General features: G+C 44.6%; 26 protein-coding genes and 1 riboswitch. Of the genes, 4 read left to right on the top strand and 22 right to left on the bottom strand.

Features of this window, described 5'->3' with window-relative positions; translation table 11 throughout:
- Positions 1 to 112: 112 nt before the first annotated feature.
- From OKX00_RS10295 to OKX00_RS10280, 4 genes are read right to left on the bottom strand one after another with little or no spacing between them, the layout of a single operon-like run.
- The gene (locus OKX00_RS10295) at positions 113 to 397 is read right to left on the bottom strand and encodes a hypothetical protein (protein WP_053358023.1); all 285 of its coding nucleotides are present in this window, start codon (positions 395 to 397) and stop codon (positions 113 to 115) included.
- A complete protein-coding gene (locus OKX00_RS10290; RefSeq protein ID WP_265410298.1) occupies positions 381 to 1,010 on the bottom strand; it encodes a CPBP family intramembrane glutamic endopeptidase in 630 nt (209 codons plus the stop codon). Before OKX00_RS10290 ends, OKX00_RS10295 begins: the two co-directional genes overlap by 17 nt.
- Positions 949 to 2,520 carry a RecQ family ATP-dependent DNA helicase gene (locus OKX00_RS10285; protein WP_265410297.1) on the bottom strand — a complete coding sequence of 524 codons (1,572 nt, stop codon included), beginning with the start codon at positions 2,518 to 2,520 and terminating at the stop codon, positions 949 to 951. Before OKX00_RS10285 ends, OKX00_RS10290 begins: the two co-directional genes overlap by 62 nt.
- Positions 2,486 to 3,559, bottom strand: a complete 1,074-nt coding sequence (locus OKX00_RS10280) for a YpbB family protein (RefSeq protein ID WP_265410296.1) — start codon at positions 3,557 to 3,559, stop codon at positions 2,486 to 2,488. Before OKX00_RS10280 ends, OKX00_RS10285 begins: the two co-directional genes overlap by 35 nt.
- Positions 3,560 to 3,813: 254 nt before the next feature.
- Between OKX00_RS10280 and OKX00_RS10275 the strand changes: the two genes are divergently transcribed.
- The 3 genes from OKX00_RS10275 (at position 3,814) to OKX00_RS10265 (ending at position 6,148) form a co-directional block, all read left to right on the top strand.
- A complete protein-coding gene (locus OKX00_RS10275; protein ID WP_062235300.1) occupies positions 3,814 to 4,062 on the top strand; it encodes a ferredoxin in 249 nt (82 codons plus the stop codon).
- A 266-nt stretch (positions 4,063 to 4,328) separates the two neighbouring features.
- Positions 4,329 to 5,900, top strand: a complete 1,572-nt coding sequence (serA, locus tag OKX00_RS10270) for a phosphoglycerate dehydrogenase (RefSeq protein WP_265410295.1) — start codon at positions 4,329 to 4,331, stop codon at positions 5,898 to 5,900.
- A gap of 41 nt (positions 5,901 to 5,941) precedes the next feature.
- Positions 5,942 to 6,148: a hypothetical protein gene (locus OKX00_RS10265; RefSeq protein ID WP_265410294.1), complete on the top strand. Its 207-nt coding sequence runs from the start codon at positions 5,942 to 5,944 to the stop codon at positions 6,146 to 6,148.
- Between the two features lie 71 nt (positions 6,149 to 6,219).
- Here OKX00_RS10265 and OKX00_RS10260 read toward each other — a convergent pair whose 3' ends face one another.
- The 16 genes from OKX00_RS10260 to OKX00_RS10185 form a co-directional block, all read right to left on the bottom strand.
- Positions 6,220 to 7,029 (bottom strand): histidinol-phosphatase, encoded by an 810-nt coding sequence (locus tag OKX00_RS10260; protein ID WP_265410293.1) that lies wholly within the window; start codon positions 7,027 to 7,029, stop codon positions 6,220 to 6,222.
- Between the two features lie 26 nt (positions 7,030 to 7,055).
- Positions 7,056 to 7,229: a hypothetical protein gene (locus tag OKX00_RS10255; RefSeq protein ID WP_156316370.1), complete on the bottom strand. Its 174-nt coding sequence runs from the start codon at positions 7,227 to 7,229 to the stop codon at positions 7,056 to 7,058.
- Between the two features lie 178 nt (positions 7,230 to 7,407).
- Positions 7,408 to 9,198, bottom strand: coding sequence for an ATP-binding protein (locus OKX00_RS10250; RefSeq protein ID WP_265410292.1), 1,791 nt, complete (start codon positions 9,196 to 9,198; stop codon positions 7,408 to 7,410).
- Positions 9,195 to 9,914 carry a response regulator transcription factor gene (locus OKX00_RS10245; RefSeq protein WP_062235285.1) on the bottom strand — a complete coding sequence of 240 codons (720 nt, stop codon included), beginning with the start codon at positions 9,912 to 9,914 and terminating at the stop codon, positions 9,195 to 9,197. Before OKX00_RS10245 ends, OKX00_RS10250 begins: the two co-directional genes overlap by 4 nt.
- Positions 9,915 to 10,030: 116 nt before the next feature.
- Positions 10,031 to 11,221, bottom strand: coding sequence for a c-type cytochrome biogenesis protein CcsB (gene ccsB, locus OKX00_RS10240; protein WP_256225970.1), 1,191 nt, complete (start codon positions 11,219 to 11,221; stop codon positions 10,031 to 10,033).
- A gap of 19 nt (positions 11,222 to 11,240) precedes the next feature.
- A complete protein-coding gene (locus OKX00_RS10235) occupies positions 11,241 to 12,854 on the bottom strand; it encodes a cytochrome c biogenesis protein ResB (protein WP_265410291.1) in 1,614 nt (537 codons plus the stop codon).
- A gap of 14 nt (positions 12,855 to 12,868) precedes the next feature.
- A complete protein-coding gene (gene resA / locus OKX00_RS10230; RefSeq protein WP_053358013.1) occupies positions 12,869 to 13,396 on the bottom strand; it encodes a thiol-disulfide oxidoreductase ResA in 528 nt (175 codons plus the stop codon).
- 52 nt (positions 13,397 to 13,448) lie between these two features.
- On the bottom strand, positions 13,449 to 14,198 hold the full coding sequence (locus OKX00_RS10225) for a pseudouridine synthase (protein WP_053358012.1): 750 nt from the start codon (positions 14,196 to 14,198) through the stop codon (positions 13,449 to 13,451).
- Positions 14,199 to 14,304: 106 nt separating this feature from the next.
- The gene (locus OKX00_RS10220; RefSeq protein WP_053358011.1) at positions 14,305 to 14,835 is read right to left on the bottom strand and encodes a spore maturation protein; all 531 of its coding nucleotides are present in this window, start codon (positions 14,833 to 14,835) and stop codon (positions 14,305 to 14,307) included.
- Positions 14,836 to 14,838: 3 nt separating this feature from the next.
- Positions 14,839 to 15,432: a nucleoside recognition domain-containing protein gene (locus tag OKX00_RS10215; RefSeq protein ID WP_053358010.1), complete on the bottom strand. Its 594-nt coding sequence runs from the start codon at positions 15,430 to 15,432 to the stop codon at positions 14,839 to 14,841.
- Positions 15,425 to 16,597, bottom strand: a complete 1,173-nt coding sequence (locus OKX00_RS23240) for a D-alanyl-D-alanine carboxypeptidase family protein (RefSeq protein ID WP_322114359.1) — start codon at positions 16,595 to 16,597, stop codon at positions 15,425 to 15,427. Before OKX00_RS23240 ends, OKX00_RS10215 begins: the two co-directional genes overlap by 8 nt.
- A 74-nt stretch (positions 16,598 to 16,671) precedes the next feature.
- Positions 16,672 to 17,232 carry an isoprenylcysteine carboxyl methyltransferase family protein gene (locus OKX00_RS10205; RefSeq protein ID WP_175501823.1) on the bottom strand — a complete coding sequence of 187 codons (561 nt, stop codon included), beginning with the start codon at positions 17,230 to 17,232 and terminating at the stop codon, positions 16,672 to 16,674.
- A 7-nt stretch (positions 17,233 to 17,239) separates the two neighbouring features.
- Positions 17,240 to 18,328, bottom strand: a complete 1,089-nt coding sequence (locus tag OKX00_RS10200; RefSeq protein ID WP_091004827.1) for a type III polyketide synthase — start codon at positions 18,326 to 18,328, stop codon at positions 17,240 to 17,242.
- A 105-nt stretch (positions 18,329 to 18,433) separates the two neighbouring features.
- Positions 18,434 to 18,796: a hypothetical protein gene (locus OKX00_RS10195; protein WP_265410290.1), complete on the bottom strand. Its 363-nt coding sequence runs from the start codon at positions 18,794 to 18,796 to the stop codon at positions 18,434 to 18,436.
- A 21-nt stretch (positions 18,797 to 18,817) separates the two neighbouring features.
- A complete protein-coding gene (gene scpB / locus OKX00_RS10190) occupies positions 18,818 to 19,402 on the bottom strand; it encodes an SMC-Scp complex subunit ScpB (RefSeq protein WP_265410289.1) in 585 nt (194 codons plus the stop codon).
- Entirely contained in the window at positions 19,399 to 20,154 is a 756-nt protein-coding gene (locus tag OKX00_RS10185; RefSeq protein WP_053358005.1) for a segregation/condensation protein A, read from the bottom strand. The genes scpB and OKX00_RS10185 overlap by 4 nt, the downstream gene beginning before the upstream one ends.
- A 126-nt stretch (positions 20,155 to 20,280) precedes the next feature.
- On the opposite strand from OKX00_RS10185, the gene OKX00_RS10180 reads away from it, so the two are divergent.
- On the top strand, positions 20,281 to 20,799 hold the full coding sequence (locus tag OKX00_RS10180; RefSeq protein WP_265410288.1) for a DUF309 domain-containing protein: 519 nt from the start codon (positions 20,281 to 20,283) through the stop codon (positions 20,797 to 20,799).
- A gap of 82 nt (positions 20,800 to 20,881) precedes the next feature.
- Here OKX00_RS10180 and OKX00_RS10175 read toward each other — a convergent pair whose 3' ends face one another.
- Positions 20,882 to 21,316: a peptidylprolyl isomerase gene (locus tag OKX00_RS10175; protein ID WP_053358003.1), complete on the bottom strand. Its 435-nt coding sequence runs from the start codon at positions 21,314 to 21,316 to the stop codon at positions 20,882 to 20,884.
- 82 nt (positions 21,317 to 21,398) lie between these two features.
- A complete protein-coding gene (lysA, locus tag OKX00_RS10170) occupies positions 21,399 to 22,724 on the bottom strand; it encodes a diaminopimelate decarboxylase (RefSeq protein ID WP_265410287.1) in 1,326 nt (441 codons plus the stop codon).
- Positions 22,725 to 22,829: 105 nt separating this feature from the next.
- A riboswitch (Lysine riboswitch) is annotated at positions 22,830 to 23,006 on the bottom strand.
- Positions 23,007 to 23,030: the final 24 nt, after the last annotated feature.

Raw genomic sequence — 23,030 nt, 5'->3', positions numbered from 1 at the left:
AAATCATTCCCAATGGCTTCCCGTTTTTATCTCGTCTCCAGAGGCCTTTTTAATGGGCTTTGTTATAAAAAAAGGATGCTGACGAATTTTGCATCAGCATCCTTTTACTACTTCATGATTCTATTTTCACCTTCTGCACATCGTCATTTCCTTTTAACGGATCCGTTACTCTCGGAAACCAATAGTTATATGTAAGGATAAAAACAACGAGGAGCAAGAAAATAACAAGCAGAGATTGGGCCAGCGGCAGCCGGTTCTTTTTTTTCTCTTCTGAAGAACTCTCAGGCTCCACTGCATTTTCTTTCCTTATCTGTTCCGTTTTTCTTTTATGAAATTCCTTCCTCGAAGGCAGCGGACGATCGTTTATTAGTTCAGATTGTTCACTCATGTTCTTCATGAGTACCACCTCCGTTGTCCTCTATTGGATAAGATTTAGGATGGGTTGTGAGCCATCCTTTGGAAATCAGCAGCCCAAGAAAAAAATCGATAAAAAAATGAGCGGTCATCGGAACAAGCAGATTCTTAGTGTATTGGTATAAATATCCGAGAAGAAAGCTAAGTAGAACCGCTGCACTGAAAAGTACAGGCTTTTTTATATATCGTACATGGAGGACTGCAAAAAGTATACTTGTTAAGCTCAAGCCGAGCAAGGGCTGTACAGCACCCCGAAAGAGCCACTCTTCTGAAAACGAAATGACAGCTGTTAGTACAGCAATATGCCAGACCGGAACCGAGCGGAAGATGCGCTCATTGATCCCTCCGTCATCCAAGTAACGTTTCGGCATCCATTTATGCAGAAGGAGGTTAATAATGACTACCGCTAATGCGGTTCCTGCTCCCAAAACTATGATATTAAAGCTTTCCCATCGAAACTTGTTCAGATCAAAGCCCGCAAACCACATGATGGCTGTTCCGGCAGCAAAGAATAGAATTTGGGAAATATATATATTAGTGCGTAATTCCCGGTCGCTCATTTGCCGGATCAGCTGTGCTTGATCCCAATTCTTCATGATGATCATCACTTTCCTGATTAAAAATTAGTTGCAGCTCATTTTGCCAATTCACAGCTGCAGCAGGCTGAGGATTAGTACGAGTTTCCTTTTGGATGAAATGTCCGATATCTGCCTTGCAGTGGCTGCAGCAATTATCCGGGCGTTCCCCCATCTCATCATGAAAGATGTGTGCAATCTTTTCTCGTTTGCAAAAATCTCCTCTTGTCCATTCTACCATTTCTTCTATTTTTTTGCGTTTCAGAGCTTTTCTGTTTTTCATTTTTTGAAGAATACGTTCCTTGGCTTCATCCGGCAGCACATTTCCTTCGTTTAAAAAGTAACCCTCTTTTTCAAACTGATAAAGCAAAAATCTTCTTGCGCTGTCACTCATCTCAAACCTTTCCAGCATACCCGAAAATGAAACGCGGTCAGCCGCAGGAAGTGAAGCACAATGGAGTACCTGTCCCTCATCTGGAAACTCATGGTCAATAAACATCCCCGGAATTTCTTCATCCCCTCTGCAATATAACAAAACAGCGAGACTCTCTTTGCCGTCTCTTCCCGCCCGGCCGATTTCCTGGACATAAGACTCCATGGCAGAAGGCATATGAAAATGGACAACAAACCGGATGTTTGGTTTGTTGATGCCCATGCCGAAAGCATTCGTACAGCAAATGATATCAAGTTCATCATTTAGAAACTGTTTTTGGATCAACAGCCGATCCTCATTTTCAAGCCCCCCATGGTAGGCAGCTACACGATTCATCCCTTTTTCTCTCAGAGTTTCTGCAAGGTTTTCAGCCCATGATCTTGTCGAGGCATAAAGAATTCCAGGTCCATTTAATGAGGAAGCGAGTTCAATGGCACGATTCAGTTTATCCAGATGCTCCGTGCAGTGCTCTACTGTTAACGTGATGTTCGGCCGGTCCACACGATAAACATGCATCGTACAGCTTTTCATTTTAAGCTTTGCTGTGATATCATCTCTGACTTCCGGTGTAGCGGTCGCTGTCAGAGCAAGACAAGGGGGATTCCCAATATTGCTTCGGAACGACGCCAGTTTTAGATAACTAGTCCGAAATTCATGGCCCCATTGGGATATACAATGCGCCTCATCAACAACGAACAGAGAGACGGAGATTTTTTTCAGTTCGTTGAGTACAAATTCATTTTCAAGTATTTCAGGAGAAACGTATATAAATTTATAAGAAGAGAGCCTGTGAAGCACTCTTCTTTTTTCTTCAAAATCCATAAAACTGTTTAAAGCCACCGCTCTTTTTTCCCCAGAACGCTTAAGCTGTTCCACCTGGTCTTCCATCAGTGAAAGAAGAGGTGAGACAATGATGATTGAGCCGGAAAGAATGTTGCCTGGAAGCTGATAGCATAATGATTTTCCTTTACCAGTAGGCATCATGGCCAGTACGTCATTTCCCATCAGAATGTCTTCGATCACTTCCTTCTGTCCAGTGCGGAATTCATCATATCCGAATTTTTTACTTAACAGGGCTTCCAGCTCCAATTCGATCACCTGCCCTTCCTAGTACGAGACGTATTTTAAAGTAAGAGATGTCATCTCCGAGGCTTTCTTTTATGCGTTTTAGTTTTTTAGTCTGCAGCTTTTCAAAGGCAGCTATTATCTTTTCTTGTTCCTGCTCGGTTACGTAAGGTTCGACCGAAAAGTTGGGATAGTGGATCGCAATCTCTACTAAGTGGTCTTCAATTGTGCTTTTTTTCATCTTTCTGATCATGATGATCTGTTCCATGCTATTTCCAGATCTCAGCAATCTCCACGTCTTTTGAGCGGATACTGTGAGAGGATCGTTTATTTCCAGACAGTTTACGAGTTTGTTCAATACCGGGTAAAATTTTTGCCCTTCTTCTGCATGCATGAGAAGATAGTGGAGCACAGAACGGAAAATAAGCTCAGTATCCTCTACAGGCAGCCCTAATACACTAGCCGCTTGGTTATTCGTGAGACCTGTTCTTCCGTACCTGCTTAATTTTAATACAAATATCTCTGCATGGCGGCCGGGCAGTTCACCGAGGAGTGAAAGAAATTCTCTGTATAACTGATCCGCCTCCGCCTGCCTCTCGTTCTGCTTCGGAAATATTCTTTTCACAAGATAAAGCGTCACCGGGTCTCTTGAAACCGGCAGAAAATCATAATTGTTTCGGGTACTGTGAGATAATGCTTGTATGTATAGAGCAAGAAGCCTGTAAAATGGAAGTTCTGCGTTTCTGTAGCGAAGACCGTTAAAGGCGAATAGATACGGACGATCCTTCAGAAGCTTGGCTAATTGTTCATCCCCTTCTTCTGTAATGATATACCGGTCTTCCAGCCTTTTGGCCAAACTGCGCTCAATGAGATGGCTGATCGTCTTTTCAAACTCTTCACGTTCGAAGCTCGGCAAGACCCCAAATAAAAAAGAGAGATTAAAAAGGTGTCCGTCAGAAAGTGTCTGCGAGGTTTTCTTCCCTTTTACCAAATGCAAGATTCCAGACAGACTTCGTTCACCGTTAAATTGTTTCAAACAATAGAGGAGTATGCCATCTCGTGTATTCATCATCCATCACCACACTTAAATAATCTTTAGCCTACACGCATCTGTAAACTAATAAAGAAGCAGAATTCGTTTAGCGGAGAAAAACCAGGGGAAACATGAAGTTAAAGGGAGTTGTGACATAAACCATTATTTTTTCTATTGAATTATAGGTAGCTAATAAATTACAATATGAATAGCACACATATATTGAAGTATAACATTTTGAATGTGTTCGTGTTTTATTGCATTGTTCTTACCATGATAAGGAGGTTATAAATATGCCAAAGTACACAATTGTAGACAAAGACACTTGCATTGCCTGCGGAGCTTGCGGAGCTGCTGCGCCCGATATTTATGATTATGATGATGAAGGCATCGCCTTTGTTACTCTCGATGAAAACCAAGGAATTGTTGAAATTCCAGATGTATTGATCGACGATATGCAGGATGCTTTCGAAGGCTGCCCAACAGATTCTATTAAAGTGGCAGACGAACCGTTTGACGGCGATGCATTGAAATTCGAATAGAAGAAAATACAAAGCCCTTCATGCTGATGCTGGAGGGTTTTTATTTTCTCTTTCATTTAAAATTAAATGATAACCATTGTCAATTATAAATTTTGCGTAAACGATTTCACCGTCCTTCTCTAAAGTTCTCACCTTTTTCTTCTTTATTTCGTTTTAGATTTTCTCTCAAATTTCGTTTGTACTCTAAATAGCCCTGTGTTAAATTATCAATATTATATAAATATTCTGGCTATATAAGCTGTAATTACAAACTGGGAGTGGATGAGATGTTTCGTGTGCTGGTAGCAGATTCAATAGCAAAAGAAGGAATGGCAGCTCTGGAGAAAGAGTCCGGCGTTTCAGTCATTTATGGCAGTGTTGAGGACGTTCAAGATCCAGAGAGTATCGACGCTTTGGTCGTAAGAAGTGCCACTAAAGTAACAAAAGAACTTCTATCCCTTTTTCACAACATTAGAATTGTCGCGCGTGCAGGTGTCGGTGTGGATAACATTGATATCGATGCAGCAACACAGCGCGGAGTTCTGGTCATTAATGCACCTGATGGAAACACGATTTCCACAGCTGAGCATACATTTGCGATGATCATGGCAATCCTTCGAAAGATTCCTCAGGCGAACCAATCGATTAAAGAAGGAAAATGGAACCGTTCAAGCTTTACAGGAGCTGAGCTTTCCGGAAAAGTGCTCGGGATCGTAGGACTTGGGAGGATTGGAACAGAGCTTGCCAAACGGGCTCGTGCGTTTGGTTCAAAAGTGCAAGTGTTTGATCCGTTTCTAACGACAGAAAGGGCAAAAACCCTGCAGGTCGTTCCTGTTACCCTGGATGAACTTCTCGAGAGCAGTGATATTATTACCGTCCATACACCGCTTACGAAAGAAACAAAAAACCTCATCAACACCGAGAATCTATCAAAGACCAAACAAGGCGTTTATTTGATCAACTGTGCGAGGGGCGGCATCCTTGATGAAGAGGCCCTTTACGCCTACCTATCAAACGGCCATATTGCAGGCTGTGCCCTTGATGTGTTCGTGCAGGAACCGGCTGTTGAGAACCGGCTTGTTCACCTGCCGAACGTGATCGCCACTCCTCACATCGCGGCTTCAACCGCAGAAGCACAGATGAATGTTGCTGCACAGGTTGCCAAAGAAATCTTAACCTTCTCCAAAGGCAAGCCCGTCAAAAACGCGGTGAACCTCCCAGCCGTCTCCAATGACGACTTTCAGAAGATCTATCCTTATTATGAACTTGCTAAAGTTTCCGGCCAGTTTCTATCACAGTCATTCTCTTCTCCGATTAAAGAGATTAAGATTACCTTTGCCGGAACTATCACAGAATTGGATACAGGATTAGTATCAAGAGGCCTTCTTTCCGGATTCTTACAGCCAAGAGTAGACCGGATTGTCAATGATATCAATGCCACGCTCATCGCGAAAGAGCAAGGCTTCTCATTTAGCGAAAAATACAGCACAGAAACACAAGGCTATGAAAATATCATTGAAGCCCGTGTTATCGGCGAAACAGAAAGCTTCAGCCTTCAATCCACGTATATCAACGGCTATGGCCCAAGAGTGGTCAACATCAACGGATATTCCACTGATTTTGTTCCTGAGGGATTCCTCGTATACATTGAGCATGTCGATAAGCCTGGTGTCATCGGCAGAGTCGGAAAGCTGCTCGGTGATCTGGAGGTCAACATCGCTGCAATGCAGGTGGGGAGAAAGATGGCCGGCGGTGAAGCGATCATGATGCTTACATTTGACAAAGAGCTGGATCAGGATGTATTACTGAGGATCAAGGAGCTCTCTGACGTAGTATCCGCTACTACTATAAACCTGTAATAACAACAAAAAAAGGGGCTGTCCAAGAAGTCTGTAAGCTGTTGATTTCCGTTCCAGGCTGCTCGCTTTTACCGGCGCGAGCTCCTGCTTTCGCGGGGCGTGCGGTGAGCCTTACCGGGGGGAGTCTCACCTGTCACGCTAGTCCCGCAGGACAAGGAAGGCTCCGGCAGCTTTTTATCGCACGAAGAAAATGTGAAGTTCATTTTCGAGGAGTCTCGCATCTTCCACTTCAATTAACTTTTCCTTGAAGATTTTCAAGCCAAAAAGGAGCTGCTGAAGGTCAATTTTCGACTTTCAGGACAGCCCCTTTTTTTATGCTTTAAAACGAGATTTCTTTTCGTTCTCCTTTAGTAAACGTCATTACAGACGTATAACCGGCTTCCCTTGCCAGTTGGAAAGCCTGTCCATAATCAGCACCCACATGGGACGGTTCGTGAGCATCAGAAGAAAATACGATCGGAATCCCTTTGCTTCGACACATTTTTAGTAATACTGGTTCTGGATAAAGCCGCTGAACCGGTTTGCGCAATCCGGCAGTAGAGATCTCAACGCATGTTTTTGAATTCTTGAGCGCGTCTGTCGCCCGTTCATATTGTTCAAGAATAAATTCCTCATCATTCGGTATGTAGTTGAAAATTTTAACAAGGTCGATATGCCCAATGATATCAAAAAGATTGGAATCTGCCAGTGTTACCACTTGATCATAATATTGTCTGTAGACCTCATAAAGATCCCTGCGTTCCCACTCTTTCCGGTACTCAGCAAGATCAATGCCAAAGTCTCCAACCCAATGGACGGAACCGATCACATAATCAAAATCATACCTTGATATAAAACTTTCCATCTCTTTATGCCGGCCTGGCGTATAATCCATCTCGATCGACATCTTTACATCCAGATCTTTCGACCATGCTTCATGAAACAAGTCTACATAGTCTTTCATGTCATAATATCTTCGTTCTTCCATCCAAGGTTTGCTCACTATATCTTTCGTTTGGTAAAAATGATAGGCATGTTCAGAGATTCCAAAATGGCTGATCTCTCTTTCTCTAGCCTGGTTAACAAACCTTTCAAGATAGTCCAGTGTTAGCGTTCCCTTTTCTAAATGATTGTGATAGTCTGTCGGCAAGCTTGTTCCTCCTCTAATTTTTCAACCTAATTCTTGGGCAAATCCTTATCCACTTTTGTAACATGAATTTCGGCCTCCTTCAAGTGTTTTTCAAAACTTTCTCCTGACTTTGCCTTGCCGCCCTTGCCGCCCACAAACAGAATTCCGATGCACAAGGTGATAGCCAATACAACAAGAAATCGCCTTCCGTAATCTTTCATCTTTTCCTCCCTGAAACTAGAATCACCTTTTCATGTTATGCGGCTCTGCATTAAACAGAACAAAAAAACTGCTCCTCCCGTTGTTAGTTGTGTCTAACAAGAGGGGTGCAGTTCACTTCAGCCGTTTGTTTTATGGTGTTTTTGTTTCTTATGGAACAAGAATAATCGAGGTGTTTTCCTATTCTTCAACAGATAGCGGCAAAAAGATCGAAAATGTCGTACCTTCGTTCAGCTTGCTGTGAACAGAAATCGTGCCGCTGTGGCTGACCACGATATTTTTGGCGATCGCCAAGCCAAGCCCGGTTCCGCCTTTCTTCCCCCGTGTTCTGGCTTTATCCGCTTTATAAAAACGTTCGAAAACAAAAGGCAGATCTTCTTCTGCGATTCCTGATCCATTGTCGGTAACTTCGATCTTCAATCCTTGCCCAGCGGAACCGACCCGGATGGAAACTTTACCGCTGCTGGCTGTATGGCGGAGTGCATTGTCGATCAGGTTGGTCAACACTTGTTCGATCCGGTCAGGATCAAGTCTTGCCGTACCATCTGTATTGATATCCAGGATGAGCTCGATTTCCCTTTCCCTCGCGATTCCATAGAATTTGCGGACTACCCGTTCAAAAAATTCAGTGACAGATACATTAATGGGGTGCAGTTTCATCTGGCCCGCTTCAAGCCTCGCAAGATCAAGCAGTTCATTTACAAGGCGGCCCATGCGCAGAGATTCATCATGTATAATCTTAACGATTTCCTTTTCTTCTTCCTTGGAGCCGGCCACATCATCAACGATTGCTTCACTGTATCCTTGAAGCATGGCAATCGGTGTTCTGAGTTCATGAGAGACATTCGCGATGAAATCTTTTCTTAATTTATCCAACCGTCTTTCTTCTGTCATGTCCCGTAAAACGGCAACAGCTCCCCTTACATAGGACTGGTTATAGAGAGGCGTCATGAGCACCACCCAGCTTCGCCCCTGAATATCAATTTCAATGTATTGTTCTTTTTCAAGGGTAACAACATTCTCAAACAGCTCTGAAAGCTGATCAGGCAAGGTCTTATCTTTGTTACGGTCCATCCCCTGTTCATAATACCAGGCCTGCAAGAAGCGTTCAGCCGGCGGATTGGATACAAGTATGCTCATTCTCCTGTCAAAGGTAATAACCCCGTCTGCCATTGAACTAAGGATTCCTGAGAGCTGTTCTTTTTCCTGATTCAGAGCAGTAATAAAGTTTTTCAGCTGCCTTCCCATCCGGTTAAAGGCCATGGCAAGTTCTCCGATCTCATCGTGCGTCAGCATCGGAACCTTCATATCAAACTCTCCTCTGGCCATATGGGAGGCCGCCTCCCGCATTTTACGCAGTGGTGCGGTGATTCGGCTCGAAAGAAAGAACGCAAAGATCGTCGTTAAGATAATGGCAATTCCTGCTGATAAAAAGATAAGGCGCTTCGTATAGTTCGTACTTTCGGCGATGTTTTCGAGTGACTGGTAGATGTACACCGCACCCGTTTTCCCGTTCTCCATTTTAAAAGGCAGTCCGACGATCAGCAGCCGGTTATGTTTTTCTTTACCATTTGACATAACGGGAAAATCGCCTTTTTTAACGACTTTGTTTCCTTTTTTGTAGACGGACGCCAGTGAATCATTTTTAAAGAACACTTTAACTGGCAAGTCCGGTTCCTCATTCTTCCTCGGTGTCGGAGAATAGTATTCTTTTTTATCCATGATGAACATCGCATTTAATGAATAAGCGTCGACAAGCTCTGAAGAAATCCGCAAAGCCTCTTCCCTGTTGTCATAATGCTCCACGAGCTCCACCATTTTTTGGGCAAGCTTGGTAAGCTGCTGCTCTGCTTGTTCATCGTGGTATCTTTCTACGAATTGTGTAAGCAGCACTGTTAAAATAAAAAGGACTACGGAAACAAGAAGCAATATGGTTACCCAAAGTTTTCCGACTACACTGCGCCAGATCATTCTTGTTCAGCTACCTCAAATTTGTAGCCCACTCCCCACACTGTCGCAATCATCGATGCTGCCTGAGGGGAAACTTTATTTAGCTTCTCGCGCAGCCGTTTGACATGAGTATCAACCGTCCGAAGATCTCCGAAGAACTCATAATTCCAAACATCTTTTAAAAGCTGCTCCCTTGCATACACTTTATCAGGGGTCTTCGCCAGATAATACAGCAGTTCATACTCTTTAGGTGTCAGGTTGACTTCTTTTCCCCCAGCGATCACGCGATGAGCGTCATGATCGATCGTCAGGTGCGGAAACACGATGATATTTTTAGCGACGGATTCAGTCTGCAGGAACTTGGTAGATGAAGACCTGCGCAGCAGTGCCTTCACTCTGAGGATGACCTCTCTGGGGCTGAACGGTTTTACGATATAGTCGTCAGCACCTGATTCAAATCCTTGTATCCGGTTCATCTCCTCACCTTTAGCCGTTAGCATGATAACAGGCGTGGCTTTCCTTTGCCGGAGTTTTTCACAGACTTCCGTTCCATCCATGCCGGGCATCATCACGTCCAGCAAGATCAAGTCGTAATTTAAGGTCAAAGAGTAGTCAAGCGCTTCCTCTCCGTTCTCCGCTTCATCTACTTCGTAATTTTCTCTTTCAAGATACATTTTTAAAAGCTTGCGAATCCTTTCTTCATCATCAACAACAAGAATTTTCGCTTCTTTTTCCACTGCTGTTCCTCCATTTCATATGTATCTGCCCTTCTATCATACATGAACACTTTGTATATCACAAAACCCTTCATACCAGGAAACAAACCTGGATGAAGGGTATAGGCCTGCGCTAATTATGCGTAGGAATGAAGACCGGAAATCACAAGGTTAACCGCAACAAGGTTAAACATGATGATGACAAATCCGATGACGCAGAGCCAGGCAGACTTCTCGCCATGCCAGCCTCTTGAAAGCCGAAAATGCAGATAGGCCGCATAGAACAAGAAAGTGATCAGTGCCCATACTTCTTTTGGATCCCATCCCCAGAACCTTGTCCATGCCTGCTGTGCCCAGATCATCGCAAAAATGAGTGCGCCAAGTGTGAAAACAGGAAAACCGATAGCAACAGAGCGATAGCTGATCTCATCAACAAGATCCGGTTTAAGATTCATAAGTTTTGGCTGAATGGCTGCGGTGATCCGCTTTCTTAAGATCAGCCGGATGATCCCATACAGTACTCCGCCCATGAGCAGGGACCAGATGAATGTGTTAAATTTCTTTGGTGCTTCATCACCATTCATCCAGGATGGAGATTTCAGTAGCGGTCCGAAATGATTGTCTGCCTGCGTTCCGTTCGGAGGGCCTACGAGAGCCGGCAAATTGTACGTCAACTCCGTTTTTTGATCCCTCTTGTCCGTCCAATCAAACTTCGTCTCATAGCCGGCTGCTGAAGAGATCGCACTTACAAGAACGAAACCGAGTACACATAAGAGCAGATACATAATGATCTCAAGCATCTTTGTCTTTTTGGATGAAATGCTTTGATCAACCACGCGAATCAGGTAGATGAACCCTGCCGCAAATGAGATGGACAGGATGCCTTCGCCGAGGGCTGCAGTCGTTACGTGTATTTTCAGCCAATCACTTTGAAGTGCCGGAATGAGCGGTGCGATATCTTTCGGGAACATGCTGCCATATGCGATGACCAGCAGGGCGATCGGCATTGCGAACACCCCAAGGGCATTTGTTCTGTAAATGCCATATAAAAGGATGAAAGCAAACACCATCATCATCCCAAAGAAAGTAGTGAATTCAAACAGGTTGCTGACCGGTGCATGTCCGCTCGCGATCCATCGCGTAACGAAATATCCAAGCTGTGAGATGAAGCCCAGGATGGAAAGTACATATCCAGTTCTTCCCCATTTCTTAGTATAGGCTGCTTTTTCCTTTCCTTTTTTGTCAGAAAGAGACATGGCAAAGACAGCTGTTGCGATTAAATAAATAATAAATGCAATGTAAAGCAAATTACTGCTAAGTTGAGCCATAATAACCTCCAGTCAGGGCTTAAGCGCTTTTTTCATCACTTTGGTCAACAGGCATGACCAGCCCGGATTCCTCCGAAATGGCCTGCATTTCTTTTTTCAGGCCAAACCAGTTTTTATTCGTATGGGCAGCAATCCATAATTGCCCGTTTTTCTGCTGAATCCAAATTCTGCGGTGATTCCAGTACAGTCCCTGGACCACCCCAAGCATGAAGATAATTCCGCCAACAATAATGATTGGAAGTGTTCTGTCCTTCTTGACGGTTAACGCTGATACGTTTTTCGTTCCGAGACCGGAGAAGGTCATCTTATACTTGTTGTTGCCGGCTTCTACGTTCTTACGAATTCCTATAAAAGCGGTTTCTCCTTTTGGCGTCTCTGGGGTAAACATCTTAAATACGAATGCCGGGTTGTCGGGCACGCTGTTTTCTGTTGTCGGCTGGCCGTCTTCATCGAGCTTAAAGTTCGGGAAGTATTCAACCATTTTCACTTTGTAGCCGTTTCCAAGATCATACGCCGACTTTGGATTAAAGAGATTGATCTTGATTTCCCCAAAGCTTTTCCCCGTCGATTTCTTTTCAAGCTTCAGGTTCATTCTATGAAACTCGTTCAGCTTGAAATCTACTTGATAAAGGGCATAATCCCCGAATGTCAGCGGCTCATTCACTTTAATCTTAGCATCTTTAACTTTCTTCAGTTCCGGAGCTGCTCCTACAACTTGGGCAGGATTTGCATGATAGAGCGTGATATTGCTCTGATAGTTCTTCGGCACCTCGTTGCCCACCTGGTTTAGTGCGTTGGAGAACTGCTTGTCCTTTTTATTGTAGAGCTCCATAACAAACTTATGGTTCTTTAAATAATACTGGCCTTCGTCTGTTTTCGTTCCAGGTACAGCAGTCGTTTCCCCTTCTCTGATCCAAAGTGTCTGATCTGTATACATATCCGGGAAAAAGCGAAGCATGGCTCCGATCAAAAAGATGATGAGCCCTGTATGGTTCACATAAGGACCCCATCTGGAAAACCGGTTTTTCTCTGCCAGTATGTTGCCGTTATCTTCTTTAATTCTGTAGCGTTTGCCTGACAGAACCTTCTTCACCTGCTCAAGTGAGATCCCATGATCAGAAACCGCAAAAAGACGCTGCCTCTTCATAAAGCTTTCATGGCGTGTCACCCGCTGGTGTTTAAGCGCCCTGTAAAGAGGAACGCCCCTGTCGATGCTCACGATAATGAGAGAAATACCAAGAGCTGCAAGGAGCAGTAAAAACCACCAAGAACCATATAGGTTGTGAAAACCGAGCAGATAGAAGATTTGTCCCGGTGTCCCGTATTCCTGTTTATAATACGTCGTTGGATCCACATTGGGAGGTATGTACATTTCTTGCGGGAAAATGGTGCCGATTGCTGCTGCTATTAAAATAACAATAATGATTCCAATGCCCACTTTTACGGATGAAAAGAAGTTCCAGATCTTATCAATAAACGTTTTGTTATAGGTCTGGGAACGAATCGCGCTGCCCTCATACCTCATGTTGATCAGCTCGCGCGAATTTTCGTTGCTTAACGGCTTCCCGCACGATTCACAAATCTCAGTTCCGAACGGATTCTTGTGGCCGCATTCACATTGTATCGTTTTCAAATTTGCACACCCCGTTACGGCTTGATTTTTTCCATATACTTTTTAATCGTTTCATTAGAAAGTGATTCACTCGTTTTCTCAATGATGTTTCCGTTCTTATCAACAAGGAATGTTGTAGGAATCGGTCCGATGCCATAAGCCTTCGTCACTTCCCGTGAACCATCGAGTGGAATAGGAAAGGACAGATGAAAGCGGTCCGCAAAATTTTTCACAGAAACATTGGATTCTCCAACGTTGACGGCCAGAATCTCTACTCCATGTTTCTGATACTCTTTATATTCCTTTTGCATATATGGCATCTCGCGCTGACAAGGCTTGCACCATGTTCCCCAGAAGTTCAAGAACACTCCTTTTCCTTTGTAATCTGACAGCTGGACTTTGTTTCCCTGCAGATCCGTCAGCTCAAAATCAGGTGCCTTATCGCCCTTTTGCACACTGCCGCTCTTATCTTGAAACACATTATTGTAAAAGGTATAACCGACGGCAAGAGCTATGACGGCAAGAAGAATTGAGCGAAACACCAGTCTTCTTTTCTTTTTCAATTATGACGCCCCCATTTTATATGTTCCCAACTTAACTATAACGCTTGAAATTTTATTTATGGCCTCTCTTTTTTGACGGTTGTGTGACAGCCTGGTTGCGCAGCTGTTTCACTTCATGCGGCGTCAGTTCTCTGAATTCGCCGGGATTCAGCCCTTTCACATCTAAAAAAGCATAACGCTCCCTCTTCAGTTTCATCACAGGATGTCCGATCGCTTCAAACATTCTTCTGACTTGCCGGTTTCTTCCTTCGTGTATGATCAGTTCAATAATTGAGGTCTGTTTCTTCCTGTCCCCTGAGATGAACTTCACTTTTGCAGGCGCGGTCTTGCCATCTTCAAGCACGACCCCCTTTTCCAGCTTTTTCAGCACTTCACGTTCGGGAATACCTTTTACTTTCGCAATGTACGATTTGTCCACCTTATATTTCGGATGCATCAGTTCATTGGCAAATGCACCATCGTTGGTCATGATCAAAACACCAGAAGTGTCATAGTCCAAACGGCCGACCGGAAAGATCCGCTCTTCCACGATATCCTGAAAATAATCCGTAACAACCTTTCTACCTTTGTCGTCCGAAACAGCAGTGATGACACCCGAAGGCTTGTACATCAGAAAGTATACAGGCTGTTCCCTTTCTATTTGCACTCCATTTACTTCGATGCGGTCTTTTGGAGAAACCTTCGTACCAAGCTCCTGCACAACGGTTCCATTGACTTTAACTTTTCCTTCCAATATTAATTCTTCAGCTTTTCGCCTTGATGTAATGCCGCTCTGGGCAATTACTTTTTGTAAACGTTCCATGATTTCACCTCATTTAACATCATACTCTCTACACTTCCATTTCTCAAGCTGAGCTTCAATGTTCTTCACACAAAAACACACCGAACATTTGTGGGTTCGGTGTGTTCTATGAAAATACGATGGTAACGACGATGATAGAAGCGATAAATCCAACCAGGTCAGCAAGGAGTCCTACTTTCAGCGCGTACCCCATCTTGCGGATGCCGACCGCTCCAAAGTAGACGGTTAAAACATAGAACGTCGTATCTGTGCTTCCTTGAATCGTAGAGGCCAGTCTGCCTATAAATGAATCAGGCCCGTTGGAAGCGATAAGATCAGAGGTCATGCCAAGTGCTCCGCTTCCTGAAATGGTGCGCATCAGACCGAGCGGCACCACTTCTCCGGGGACGTGAATAAAATCAAAGAACGGTTTCCCGAAATCAAGCAAGAGATCAAGCGCACCTGAAGCCCGGAACACGGATATAGAAACGAGCATTCCGACCAGATAAGGTATCATGGAGACAGCGAGGGAGAACCCTTCTTTTCCGCCTTCTACAAAGGCTTCATAGGTCGGAACTTTTTTTACTGTTCCATACAGTAAAATGAAGCCGATCAAAAATGGGATAAACCAGATTGAAAATGAATTTATGAAACTCATAATCTATTTCTTCCCCTTCCTGCTTGACCGATAATAGAAAAAACGGTCAATACAAAGTGCAAACACCGTCGAGACTCCCGTTGCGAGCAGCGTTGTCCCGACAATGTCTGTAGGATTGGAAGATCCATAATTCATTCTGATCGCAATAATCGTTGTTGGAATCAGCGTGATGCTTGATGTGTTGATCGCCAGCAGGGTGATCATCGAGCGGCTCGCTTCATTTTTCCCGCCGTTCAGCTTCTTCAGCTGTTCCATCGCTTTGATCCCCATTGGTGTGGCTGCGTTCCCAAGGCCAAAAAGATTAGCTACCATATTGGATAAAATATAGCCGAGTGCAGGATGGCCTTCGGGCACATCCGGAAAGAGGCGCTTGACGATTGGACGGAACAGAAGGGCAAGCATTTCCAGCAGTCCGCCCTTTTCGGCAATTTTCATGAGGCCGAGCCAAAAAACAAGGATACTGACCATTCCTAGACTGATTGTTACTGCTTCCTGTGCGCTTTTAAAAACAGCCGCGTTCACCTTATCGACGTTTCCAGTCAGCATGGCGACAATGAACCCTGTCACCATCATCCCCACCCAGATGTAATTAACCATGTTTTACACCTGAGCTGATTGAGAAAAGGGATGCCACCATGTCCTTGAACACACTCCAGAATGTCTTGCTGTCTTCCTTCACCAATCCTTTTCCTTCATAATATAAAGGCAGATCGGCGATCATCGTTTCCCCCAGCATGACTTTCATTTTCCCAATCGGTTTGGGAATGGCTCCTTCTTTCCACTTCCCTCCTTTTGGAGGCTGGTATAGAGTGACGGATTTCTGAACTTCTTTTTTCTCACTTTTCATGAGAGGGTATCGAAAATCTCTTGAAGCTTCAATCTTATTTTTATAGGCTTTCAGCTTGATTCCGTCAACGACCCCTTTTTTCACGATGCTGGCAAGGTGAAACGTCCGATAACCCCAATTAAACATAGCAGCATGATCTTCCCAGTCGTCCGGATCGTTCAGCGTTACCGCAATGAGCCCCATTCCGTCTTTCTTGGCTGTCGATACGAGTGTTCGTTTTGCAAGCCTTGTATAGCCGGTCTTTCCTCCCGTAGAATAGGGATACCGTTTAAGCATTTTATTTTTGTTTCGCCAAACCCGATCCCACTTCTCGCCTTCTTGAGGAGATCGGTAGATAGCAGAGGACGATATCTCTCGGAACTGAGGATTCTCCATGGCATAACGTGTGAGCACTGCCATATCATAGGCGGTGGAATAATGGTCATCATGATCATCAAGTCCGTGCGGGTTACGGAAAAGCGTGTTCTTCATGCCGATTTCCCGGGCTTTTTGATTCATCATGTAAACAAAACCATCAAAGCTGCCTCCGACATACTCTGCGATGGCTACAGCTGAATCATTCCCTGAGCGAAGCATTAAACCATATACCAGATCATTTAGGGAAATATGCTCACCTGGCTTTAAATAAAGTGAAGAACCTTCCGTTTTGGTCGCTTTTTCGCTGACCGTCACCCGGTCCTGAAGTTTTCCAGATTCAATCGCGAGTATAGCAGTCATGATTTTGGTGATGCTGGCGATCCGCATCGGCCGGTGTTCATTTCTGGCATAAAGGATTCTTCCTGAATCCTGATCCATGAGGATAGCAGCTCTCGCGGAAACACCAGGACCATCAGCATGAGCTGAAAATGGCGCGTAAGGAAAGATCATTACGGCTATTAATATCGGCAGAATCCATTTTTTCGATGTATAGAGCATAAGTATCCCGTCCTTAGTTGTTTTGTACAAGTTTATGCAAAAACAGGACGGTTATGATGGTAAATTATATCCAATTATGTTTCGTCACCAGGTAAGAATCTGTGTTTCCCGTCGAATCGCTGTCCGTAATCGGTTGCCTCCTGAAGGGCTCTCTCTTCTGTTGGAATTCGGACAGATAGGATAACAGCGTTTAAAACAAGAAAAAGAAGAGCTGTGAAATAGGCCTGAAAGACAAGAGGGATCGTGATGATCTCCATGGTTACGATACAATAGTTTGGGTGTCTGATATATTTGTAAGGGCCTCTTGCCACCACTTGTGCCCCAGGCAGAATAATAATTTTCGTGTTCCAAAAGGCTCCGAGCGATCTGAGGCACCAAACACGGGCCATCTGGGCGAGTAAAAAAAGAGAGAAAGGAATCCACCACCAGGTGGCCGGCTCTTTATGGAATAGTGTGACTTCCAGGAGCAAGAAGAAAAAAAATGAAGCATGAATCGCCACCATCCATTTGTAATGTTCCTGTCCTGCTTCAAACGCTCCTTTCGAACGAAGAAACGTTTCATTCCTCCTTGCGATTACAAGCTCTGCAAGCCTTTGAAGAATCAGTGCACCGAGAAAAAGAAAAAACACGATCATTCCCCCCCTATGTCCATTGTATGTACAGCAGTTCAGAAGAAAAACCGGGTCCAAGCGCTGCCATCAGTCCGGTTTCACCCCGTTCAGGCATTCTTGCCATAAACCGTTCCATCACATAAAACACCGTAGCTGACGACATATTGCCAAACTCTTTCAGCACCGCTTTGGAAATCTCCGTCTTTTCCGGCGGTATCTCAAGAGCATCAATGTAGGCATCTAATACTTTTTTTCCTCCCGGATGAGCAATAAAGTGTTTGATATCCCTCCCGGTTAAGCTGTTCTTTTCGAGGAACCCGTCCACGTTCGGTTTCAGCCAGCCCCGGATAATATTCGGTATGTCCCTTGAAAATACCACATAGAGTCCGTTATCTTTCACATCCCACCCCATGACATCTTCAGAGTTCGGCATAAGTGTGGACATCGTATCTTTCACTTCAGGTATCGCTTGAAATGCTGAGGCTTCTGCCGCATCCGACTCATCGCCGCAAAGAAGCGCACAGCCGACCCCGTCTGAAAAGAGCGATGTGCCGACAAGGTTGCTTTTACTGTGATCATCATGCTGGAACGTTAAGCTGCACAGCTCCACACTTAGTACGAGGACGTTTGCTTTCGGATACGCCCGGCAATAATCATAGGCTCGGGAAAAGCCCGATGCCCCTCCCGCACAGCCAAGCCCCCAGATCGGCACCCGTTTTGTATGGGGTGAGAATGGCAGTTCATTCATGATTCTTGCCTCAATGCTCGGTGTGGAAAAACCAGAACTGGAAATAAAGAAAATCGCATCAATCTCCTTATATTCAATATTCCTTCTTAAAAAGGGGGAATCTTGCAGACATTTTTTAATCGCTCTTCCGCCATACTTGGTTGCGGTTTCGATGTAAAAATCGTTCTTCTCCTGAAAAGAGTGCGTTTCTTTGAACCACTCCAGCGGCTTCGCAAAATGGCGGGTCGCAATCTCGCCATTGTGAAACACCTTCAGAAGTCTCTCAATATCTTTAAATGATTGAGAAAATAATCCCCGTGCAAATTCGAGAGCCTGTTCTTGTTCCAGCTTATGTGGAAGATTCGTTGTTTGAACGGATACAATTTTGGGCATGTTGAAACCTCCGTATGGGTAGTTACGTAAGTTTTCCCTTTTAATACCGGTTTTACGCCCTTATTTCTTTCTAATAAAAAAAGCATCCATTAAGGAGACGTTTTTTTACTGCTGTTTTACTGTTTTCCAAATCTTTTTAACATCAGACCAATCCACGTTCTGAAAGAGAGAAAGAAAGTTTTCCTCCCTGTTCATGTAAAGTCTTCTTCTTTCCAGGGCATCCTTCAAATGAAGCAAGCAAACCAGGGCTGCGATGTCTTTAATCGCCAGCTGCTCTCCATCATCCGTGATTAATTGTTCCGAGATGTGCGGCAGGAGCTGTTCCTCAAAATATCTCACGTAAAGAAGCTGAAAACTTTTTTCTTGTCCTTCTTGTTCATAGAATACTTCTGAACGGTTAAAAAAATCTTCCGGCGAGTTCGGCTTTTCCTTTTCCAGCTCATATCCTGTACATGCTCTAATTTTCAAGGCCTTCAACTCCTGTTCCCATTATTCCATCGTTTCTTGAAACTTTGAAAAAAACAGATCCGCTTCCTCTTCAATCGATTGATCGTTCACTTTCTCAGGGAGCGGCGGAAGTTCGTGCAATGACTTTAAACCAAAATGCTCCAGAAAATTCTTTGTCGTACCGTATAGAATAGCCCGGCCGGTTCCTTCTGCACGGCCTGTTTCTTTGATGAGCCCTTTAGAAGAGAGCGTCTGCAGCGGCTTTTCAGTCTTTACCCCTCTGACTTCCTCTATTTCAGCCCTCGTGATCGGCTGTTTATAGGCGATGATTGCAAGTGTTTCCAAAGCTGCCTGTGACAGGCTGGAGTGGGAGGGAGCAGATACAAGCCTTTCATAATAGCCGGCATGTTCGCGCTTCGTAACAAACTGGAATGAACCGGCGATTTCAATGATTTCCATGCCTCTCGTATCAGACTTGTAGTCTTTGACCAGCTCATCAAGAAGCTCTTCAGCCGCATCCATGCCGATCTGCAGAACGTCTGCTATCTGCTTTTTTTCAATACCCTCTTCCCCCGAAACAAATATTAGCCCTTCAATGACCGCTTTATGTTCTGCTGATTGACTCAAACTTCATTCTCCTTTGTTGCATAAATAAAAATTTCGCTAAAATTGTTTTCTTGCTCACATGTCACATCTTTCGTCTTCATTAATTCCAGCACAGCCAGAAAAGTGACAACAAGATGTTCCCGGTTTGAGGAGGTGAAAAGATCGGAAAATTTCTTTCTGCCGCTCGAATAACGGATCTCATTGATGATCTGCTTCATCCTTGTCTCAATCGGGATCTCCTGGCGCTCAATCGTTGTTTTTCTCGGCGCCTTCTCGAGTTTTTTAGTAAAAATCTTCTGCATGGCGGCGAGCATATCATAGATCGTTACGTTAGCTACGGGATTGACTTCTTCTTCTTGGTTTTCATAGTACGTCAGATCCATAGCCTCCCTTGTAAAGATCATGCTTCTGGCCGTTTCTTTCTCCTTCAGGCCGACTGCAGCCTGCTTAAATTTTCGATATTCAATAAGCCTGCGGACGAGATCTTCCCGGGGATCTTCATCCATCTCAATCTCCATCTGCTGATCAAGATCCTGTACGTCCTGTTTTGGGAGCAGCATCTTGCTCTTGATGGCGAGAAGCGTTGCCGCCATGACCAGGTATTCACTGGCCACATCCAATTTTAATTCCTGCATCGTATGTATATAGTTCATATATTGCTCTGTAATCGCAGCAACGGGTATATCGTATATATCGATCTCGTACGAAGTGATCAGATGCAGGAGCAGATCGAGAGGACCTTCAAATGCATCGACTTTCACGCTATACTTCATAGTAGTAACCCCTGTTTCCAAATTCAATATTGTACCGGAATTATACCATATTTTTAACACAGTTCCTTTTTGCATCTTAAAATTTTTAGTAAGATAGACTGTAAAAAGCAAACCAGGAGGCCATTGATGTACCCAGAAGCATACATTGAATACCTTGCCTACTTCCACGGATCGAGGGACTTTTTCGAATGCCATGAAGTACTTGAAGAGCATTGGAAAAGCGAAGGTCAGCAAAACGGCGTCTGGGTCGGATTGATCCAGGTCGCGGTCTCACTCTACCATCAGCGGAGAGGCAATGACATTGGAGCACTCAGAATGATGAAGAGCGCAATCGGTAAACTGTCCGCACATAAAAAGGATCTCACGAGGCTCGGACTTGATGGCACAGCACTGCTGGAAAGGCTCATGATAAGATTGGATGAGATTGAATGCCGAAAGCCTTTTACAGACCTGAATCTTCCTGTTGCAGATGAAGCACTCATGGACCAGTGCTGCCGCTGCATTGAAAAACAAGGCTCGGTTTGGGGCAATGAAAGCGATATGGCGGATGAAAGGATCGTGCACAAGCATAAACTGCGTGACCGGAGTGATGTTATTTTAGAACGTGAAGCGCAAAAGCAGCTGCGGATGAAAAAGAAGAGCTGAGGCCGGGCGGCGCACTTCAAACCTTTTCCCACAAGAATATCCCACAAAAAAACCCCCGGGAAACCGGGGGTTTTCACTATTCTTATTCTTCCCAAACTTTAACTTCTTTCATTACATCGCCTTGTTTGATTCGAAGAACCGTGTCCATGCCTTCGGTAACTTGTCCGAAAACAGTATGAACGCCGTTTAAATGCGGCTGCGGCTCATGAACGATAAAGAACTGGCTTCCGCCTGTGTCTTTGCCGGCATGTGCCATTGAAAGAGAACCAGCCACGTGTTTGTGAGGGTTTCCGGCTGTTTCGCATTTGATCGTATAGCCAGGGCCGCCTGCACCTGTTCCTGTCGGATCTCCGCCTTGTGCTACAAAGCCAGGAATTACACGATGGAATGTTACCCCATTGTAGAAACCTTCGTTTGCTAATTTTTCAAAGTTAGCTACTGTCCCCGGTGCTTCTTCCGGAAAAAGCTCAATGGAAATTTTTTCGCCGTTTTCAAATTCGATAGAACCTTTTTTCATAGATATAACCTCCTGAATTCAACATACTTCATTATTTTATGCTTTTTTTGGCCCAGAGTCCAGCGAGGTCCGCAAGCTCATCTTAATTGCCGGCAAACACGCCGTTCTTTAAAGGAAGATCCAGGCGTAAGAGATCTTCATAAGATTCTCTTTTCACAACGAGGCGAGCTTCCCCTTTTTCAGCAAAAACGACCGCCGGCCGGGGTATGCGGTTATAGTTGTTGGACATGGAATAGCCATAAGCACCCGTGCAGAAGACAGCAAGCAAGTCTCCGCTCTTCGTCTCCGGGAGCATGATGTCCCAGATCAGCATATCCCCTGATTCACAGCATTTCCCGGCGATTGAAACTTTTTTCGTCCCTTTTTCACCGGCACGGTTTGCAAGCGCGGCTTCATACTGGGCTTGATATAGAGCAGGACGAATGTTATCGCTCATGCCCCCGTCGACAGCCACATAGTGACGGACAGAAGGTATATCTTTTTGAGATCCGATTGAGTAGATGGTCGTTCCTGCATCTCCGACCAGTGAACGCCCGGGTTCAATCCAAATTTCCGGAACAGCAACAGAGGCGCTAGATGATAACCTGGTGATCTCCTGGATCATCGCGTCAATGTATTCTTTCGGTTCGAGCGGTTCATCTTCTTCTGTATAGCGGATGCCGAATCCGCCTCCGAGGTTCAGGACTTCAGGAAAGAAAGAAAATTCTGTATCCCATCTACCGAGATATTCGTAAAGCTTTTGAATTGCCAGAACAAATCCCGTGGTCTCAAATATTTGTGAACCGATATGGAAATGAACGCCCAAGAGGTTAAGACGGTGTGATTCAAGCGACTCTAGAACCGCCTGTTCTGCCTGCCCGTTCTGAAGGTCAAAACCGAACTTGGAATCCTCCTGCCCAGTCAGGATGTACTCGTGTGTATGAGCTTCAATACCCGGAGTGATCCTCAGCAAGATGGATGTGTTCTTGTTCAGCTGATTGCAAAGGCTTTCGAGCATGCGGAGTTCATGAAAGTTATCGACAACAAAACATCCGATCTCCGATTGAAGAGCATATTGAAGTTCCTGGTAACTTTTGTTGTTTCCATGAAAATGAATACGATCCGCCGGGAAACCAGCTGAAAGAGCGGTATACAGCTCCCCGCCTGATACAACATCCAGGCTCATTCCCTCCTCGTCCATCAGTTGGACTTGCGCCAAACATGAGAACGCTTTGCTTGCATAAGCCACTTGTGCTTTGATCCCTTGTTCCTCAAACGCTTTCTTGAACGACCTCGCACGCTTTCGGATCAGCTCTACATCATAAATATAAAGCGGTGTACCATATTCACACGCCAGCTGAACGGTGTCAACCCCGCCGATTGTTAAGTGATTGTCATCATTGATTGAACTAGTACCATGTAAATACATGAAAAAATCTCCCCTCTGCTTTTCCATTAGAGATTCTGTTCCGACGAAAAACAAAGACAGCTAATGTATTAAGGTACATTAGCTGTCTTACACCGTACCCCCATTTGCCGGAATAGTTCTCCACTGCATGATGCAGTGACAGTCCGCTGTCTGTTCGGCAGCGACCCAGCATGAGGATGTATGGACCATCTTCACACTTCGGCAAATTGGCCTTTAAAATGATTTCTTCATGTCCATTCACTCCATCATCCTACTGATCCGCTTTGCGCCTCTACCCCATTATATATAAATGAGGCATATCCAATT

Origin of the sequence: Fictibacillus sp. KU28468, from assembly GCF_026153615.1 — a bacterium.
Classification (GTDB): domain Bacteria; phylum Bacillota; class Bacilli; order Bacillales; family Fictibacillaceae; genus Fictibacillus_C; species Fictibacillus_C marinisediminis.
Note: the sequence above shows the minus strand (reverse complement) of the source record. Positions and strands in the feature narration are given on the sequence as shown.

Bases quoted from the DNA above. Each gene is read 5' to 3' on its own strand.
- OKX00_RS10295 (WP_053358023.1), bottom strand. From the start codon at position 397: ATGAAGAACATGAGTGAACAATCTGAACTAATAAACGATCGTCCGCTG.
- OKX00_RS10290 (WP_265410298.1), bottom strand. From the start codon at position 1,010: ATGAAGAATTGGGATCAAGCACAGCTGATCCGGCAAATGAGCGACCGG.
- OKX00_RS10280 (WP_265410296.1), bottom strand. From the start codon at position 3,559: ATGATGAATACACGAGATGGCATACTCCTCTATTGTTTGAAACAATTT.
- OKX00_RS10275 (WP_062235300.1), top strand. From the start codon at position 3,814: ATGCCAAAGTACACAATTGTAGACAAAGACACTTGCATTGCCTGCGGA.
- serA (WP_265410295.1), top strand. From the start codon at position 4,329: ATGTTTCGTGTGCTGGTAGCAGATTCAATAGCAAAAGAAGGAATGGCA.
- OKX00_RS10255 (WP_156316370.1), bottom strand. From the start codon at position 7,229: ATGAAAGATTACGGAAGGCGATTTCTTGTTGTATTGGCTATCACCTTG.
- OKX00_RS10250 (WP_265410292.1), bottom strand. From the start codon at position 9,198: ATGATCTGGCGCAGTGTAGTCGGAAAACTTTGGGTAACCATATTGCTT.
- ccsB (WP_256225970.1), bottom strand. From the start codon at position 11,221: ATGGCTCAACTTAGCAGTAATTTGCTTTACATTGCATTTATTATTTAT.
- OKX00_RS10225 (WP_053358012.1), bottom strand. From the start codon at position 14,198: ATGGAACGTTTACAAAAAGTAATTGCCCAGAGCGGCATTACATCAAGG.
- OKX00_RS10220 (WP_053358011.1), bottom strand. From the start codon at position 14,835: ATGAGTTTCATAAATTCATTTTCAATCTGGTTTATCCCATTTTTGATC.
- OKX00_RS10215 (WP_053358010.1), bottom strand. From the start codon at position 15,432: ATGGTTAATTACATCTGGGTGGGGATGATGGTGACAGGGTTCATTGTC.
- OKX00_RS23240 (WP_322114359.1), bottom strand. From the start codon at position 16,597: ATGCTCTATACATCGAAAAAATGGATTCTGCCGATATTAATAGCCGTA.
- OKX00_RS10205 (WP_175501823.1), bottom strand. From the start codon at position 17,232: ATGATCGTGTTTTTTCTTTTTCTCGGTGCACTGATTCTTCAAAGGCTT.
- OKX00_RS10200 (WP_091004827.1), bottom strand. From the start codon at position 18,328: ATGCCCAAAATTGTATCCGTTCAAACAACGAATCTTCCACATAAGCTG.
- OKX00_RS10185 (WP_053358005.1), bottom strand. From the start codon at position 20,154: ATGAAGTATAGCGTGAAAGTCGATGCATTTGAAGGTCCTCTCGATCTG.
- OKX00_RS10180 (WP_265410288.1), top strand. From the start codon at position 20,281: ATGTACCCAGAAGCATACATTGAATACCTTGCCTACTTCCACGGATCG.
- OKX00_RS10175 (WP_053358003.1), bottom strand. From the start codon at position 21,316: ATGAAAAAAGGTTCTATCGAATTTGAAAACGGCGAAAAAATTTCCATT.
- lysA (WP_265410287.1), bottom strand. From the start codon at position 22,724: ATGTATTTACATGGTACTAGTTCAATCAATGATGACAATCACTTAACA.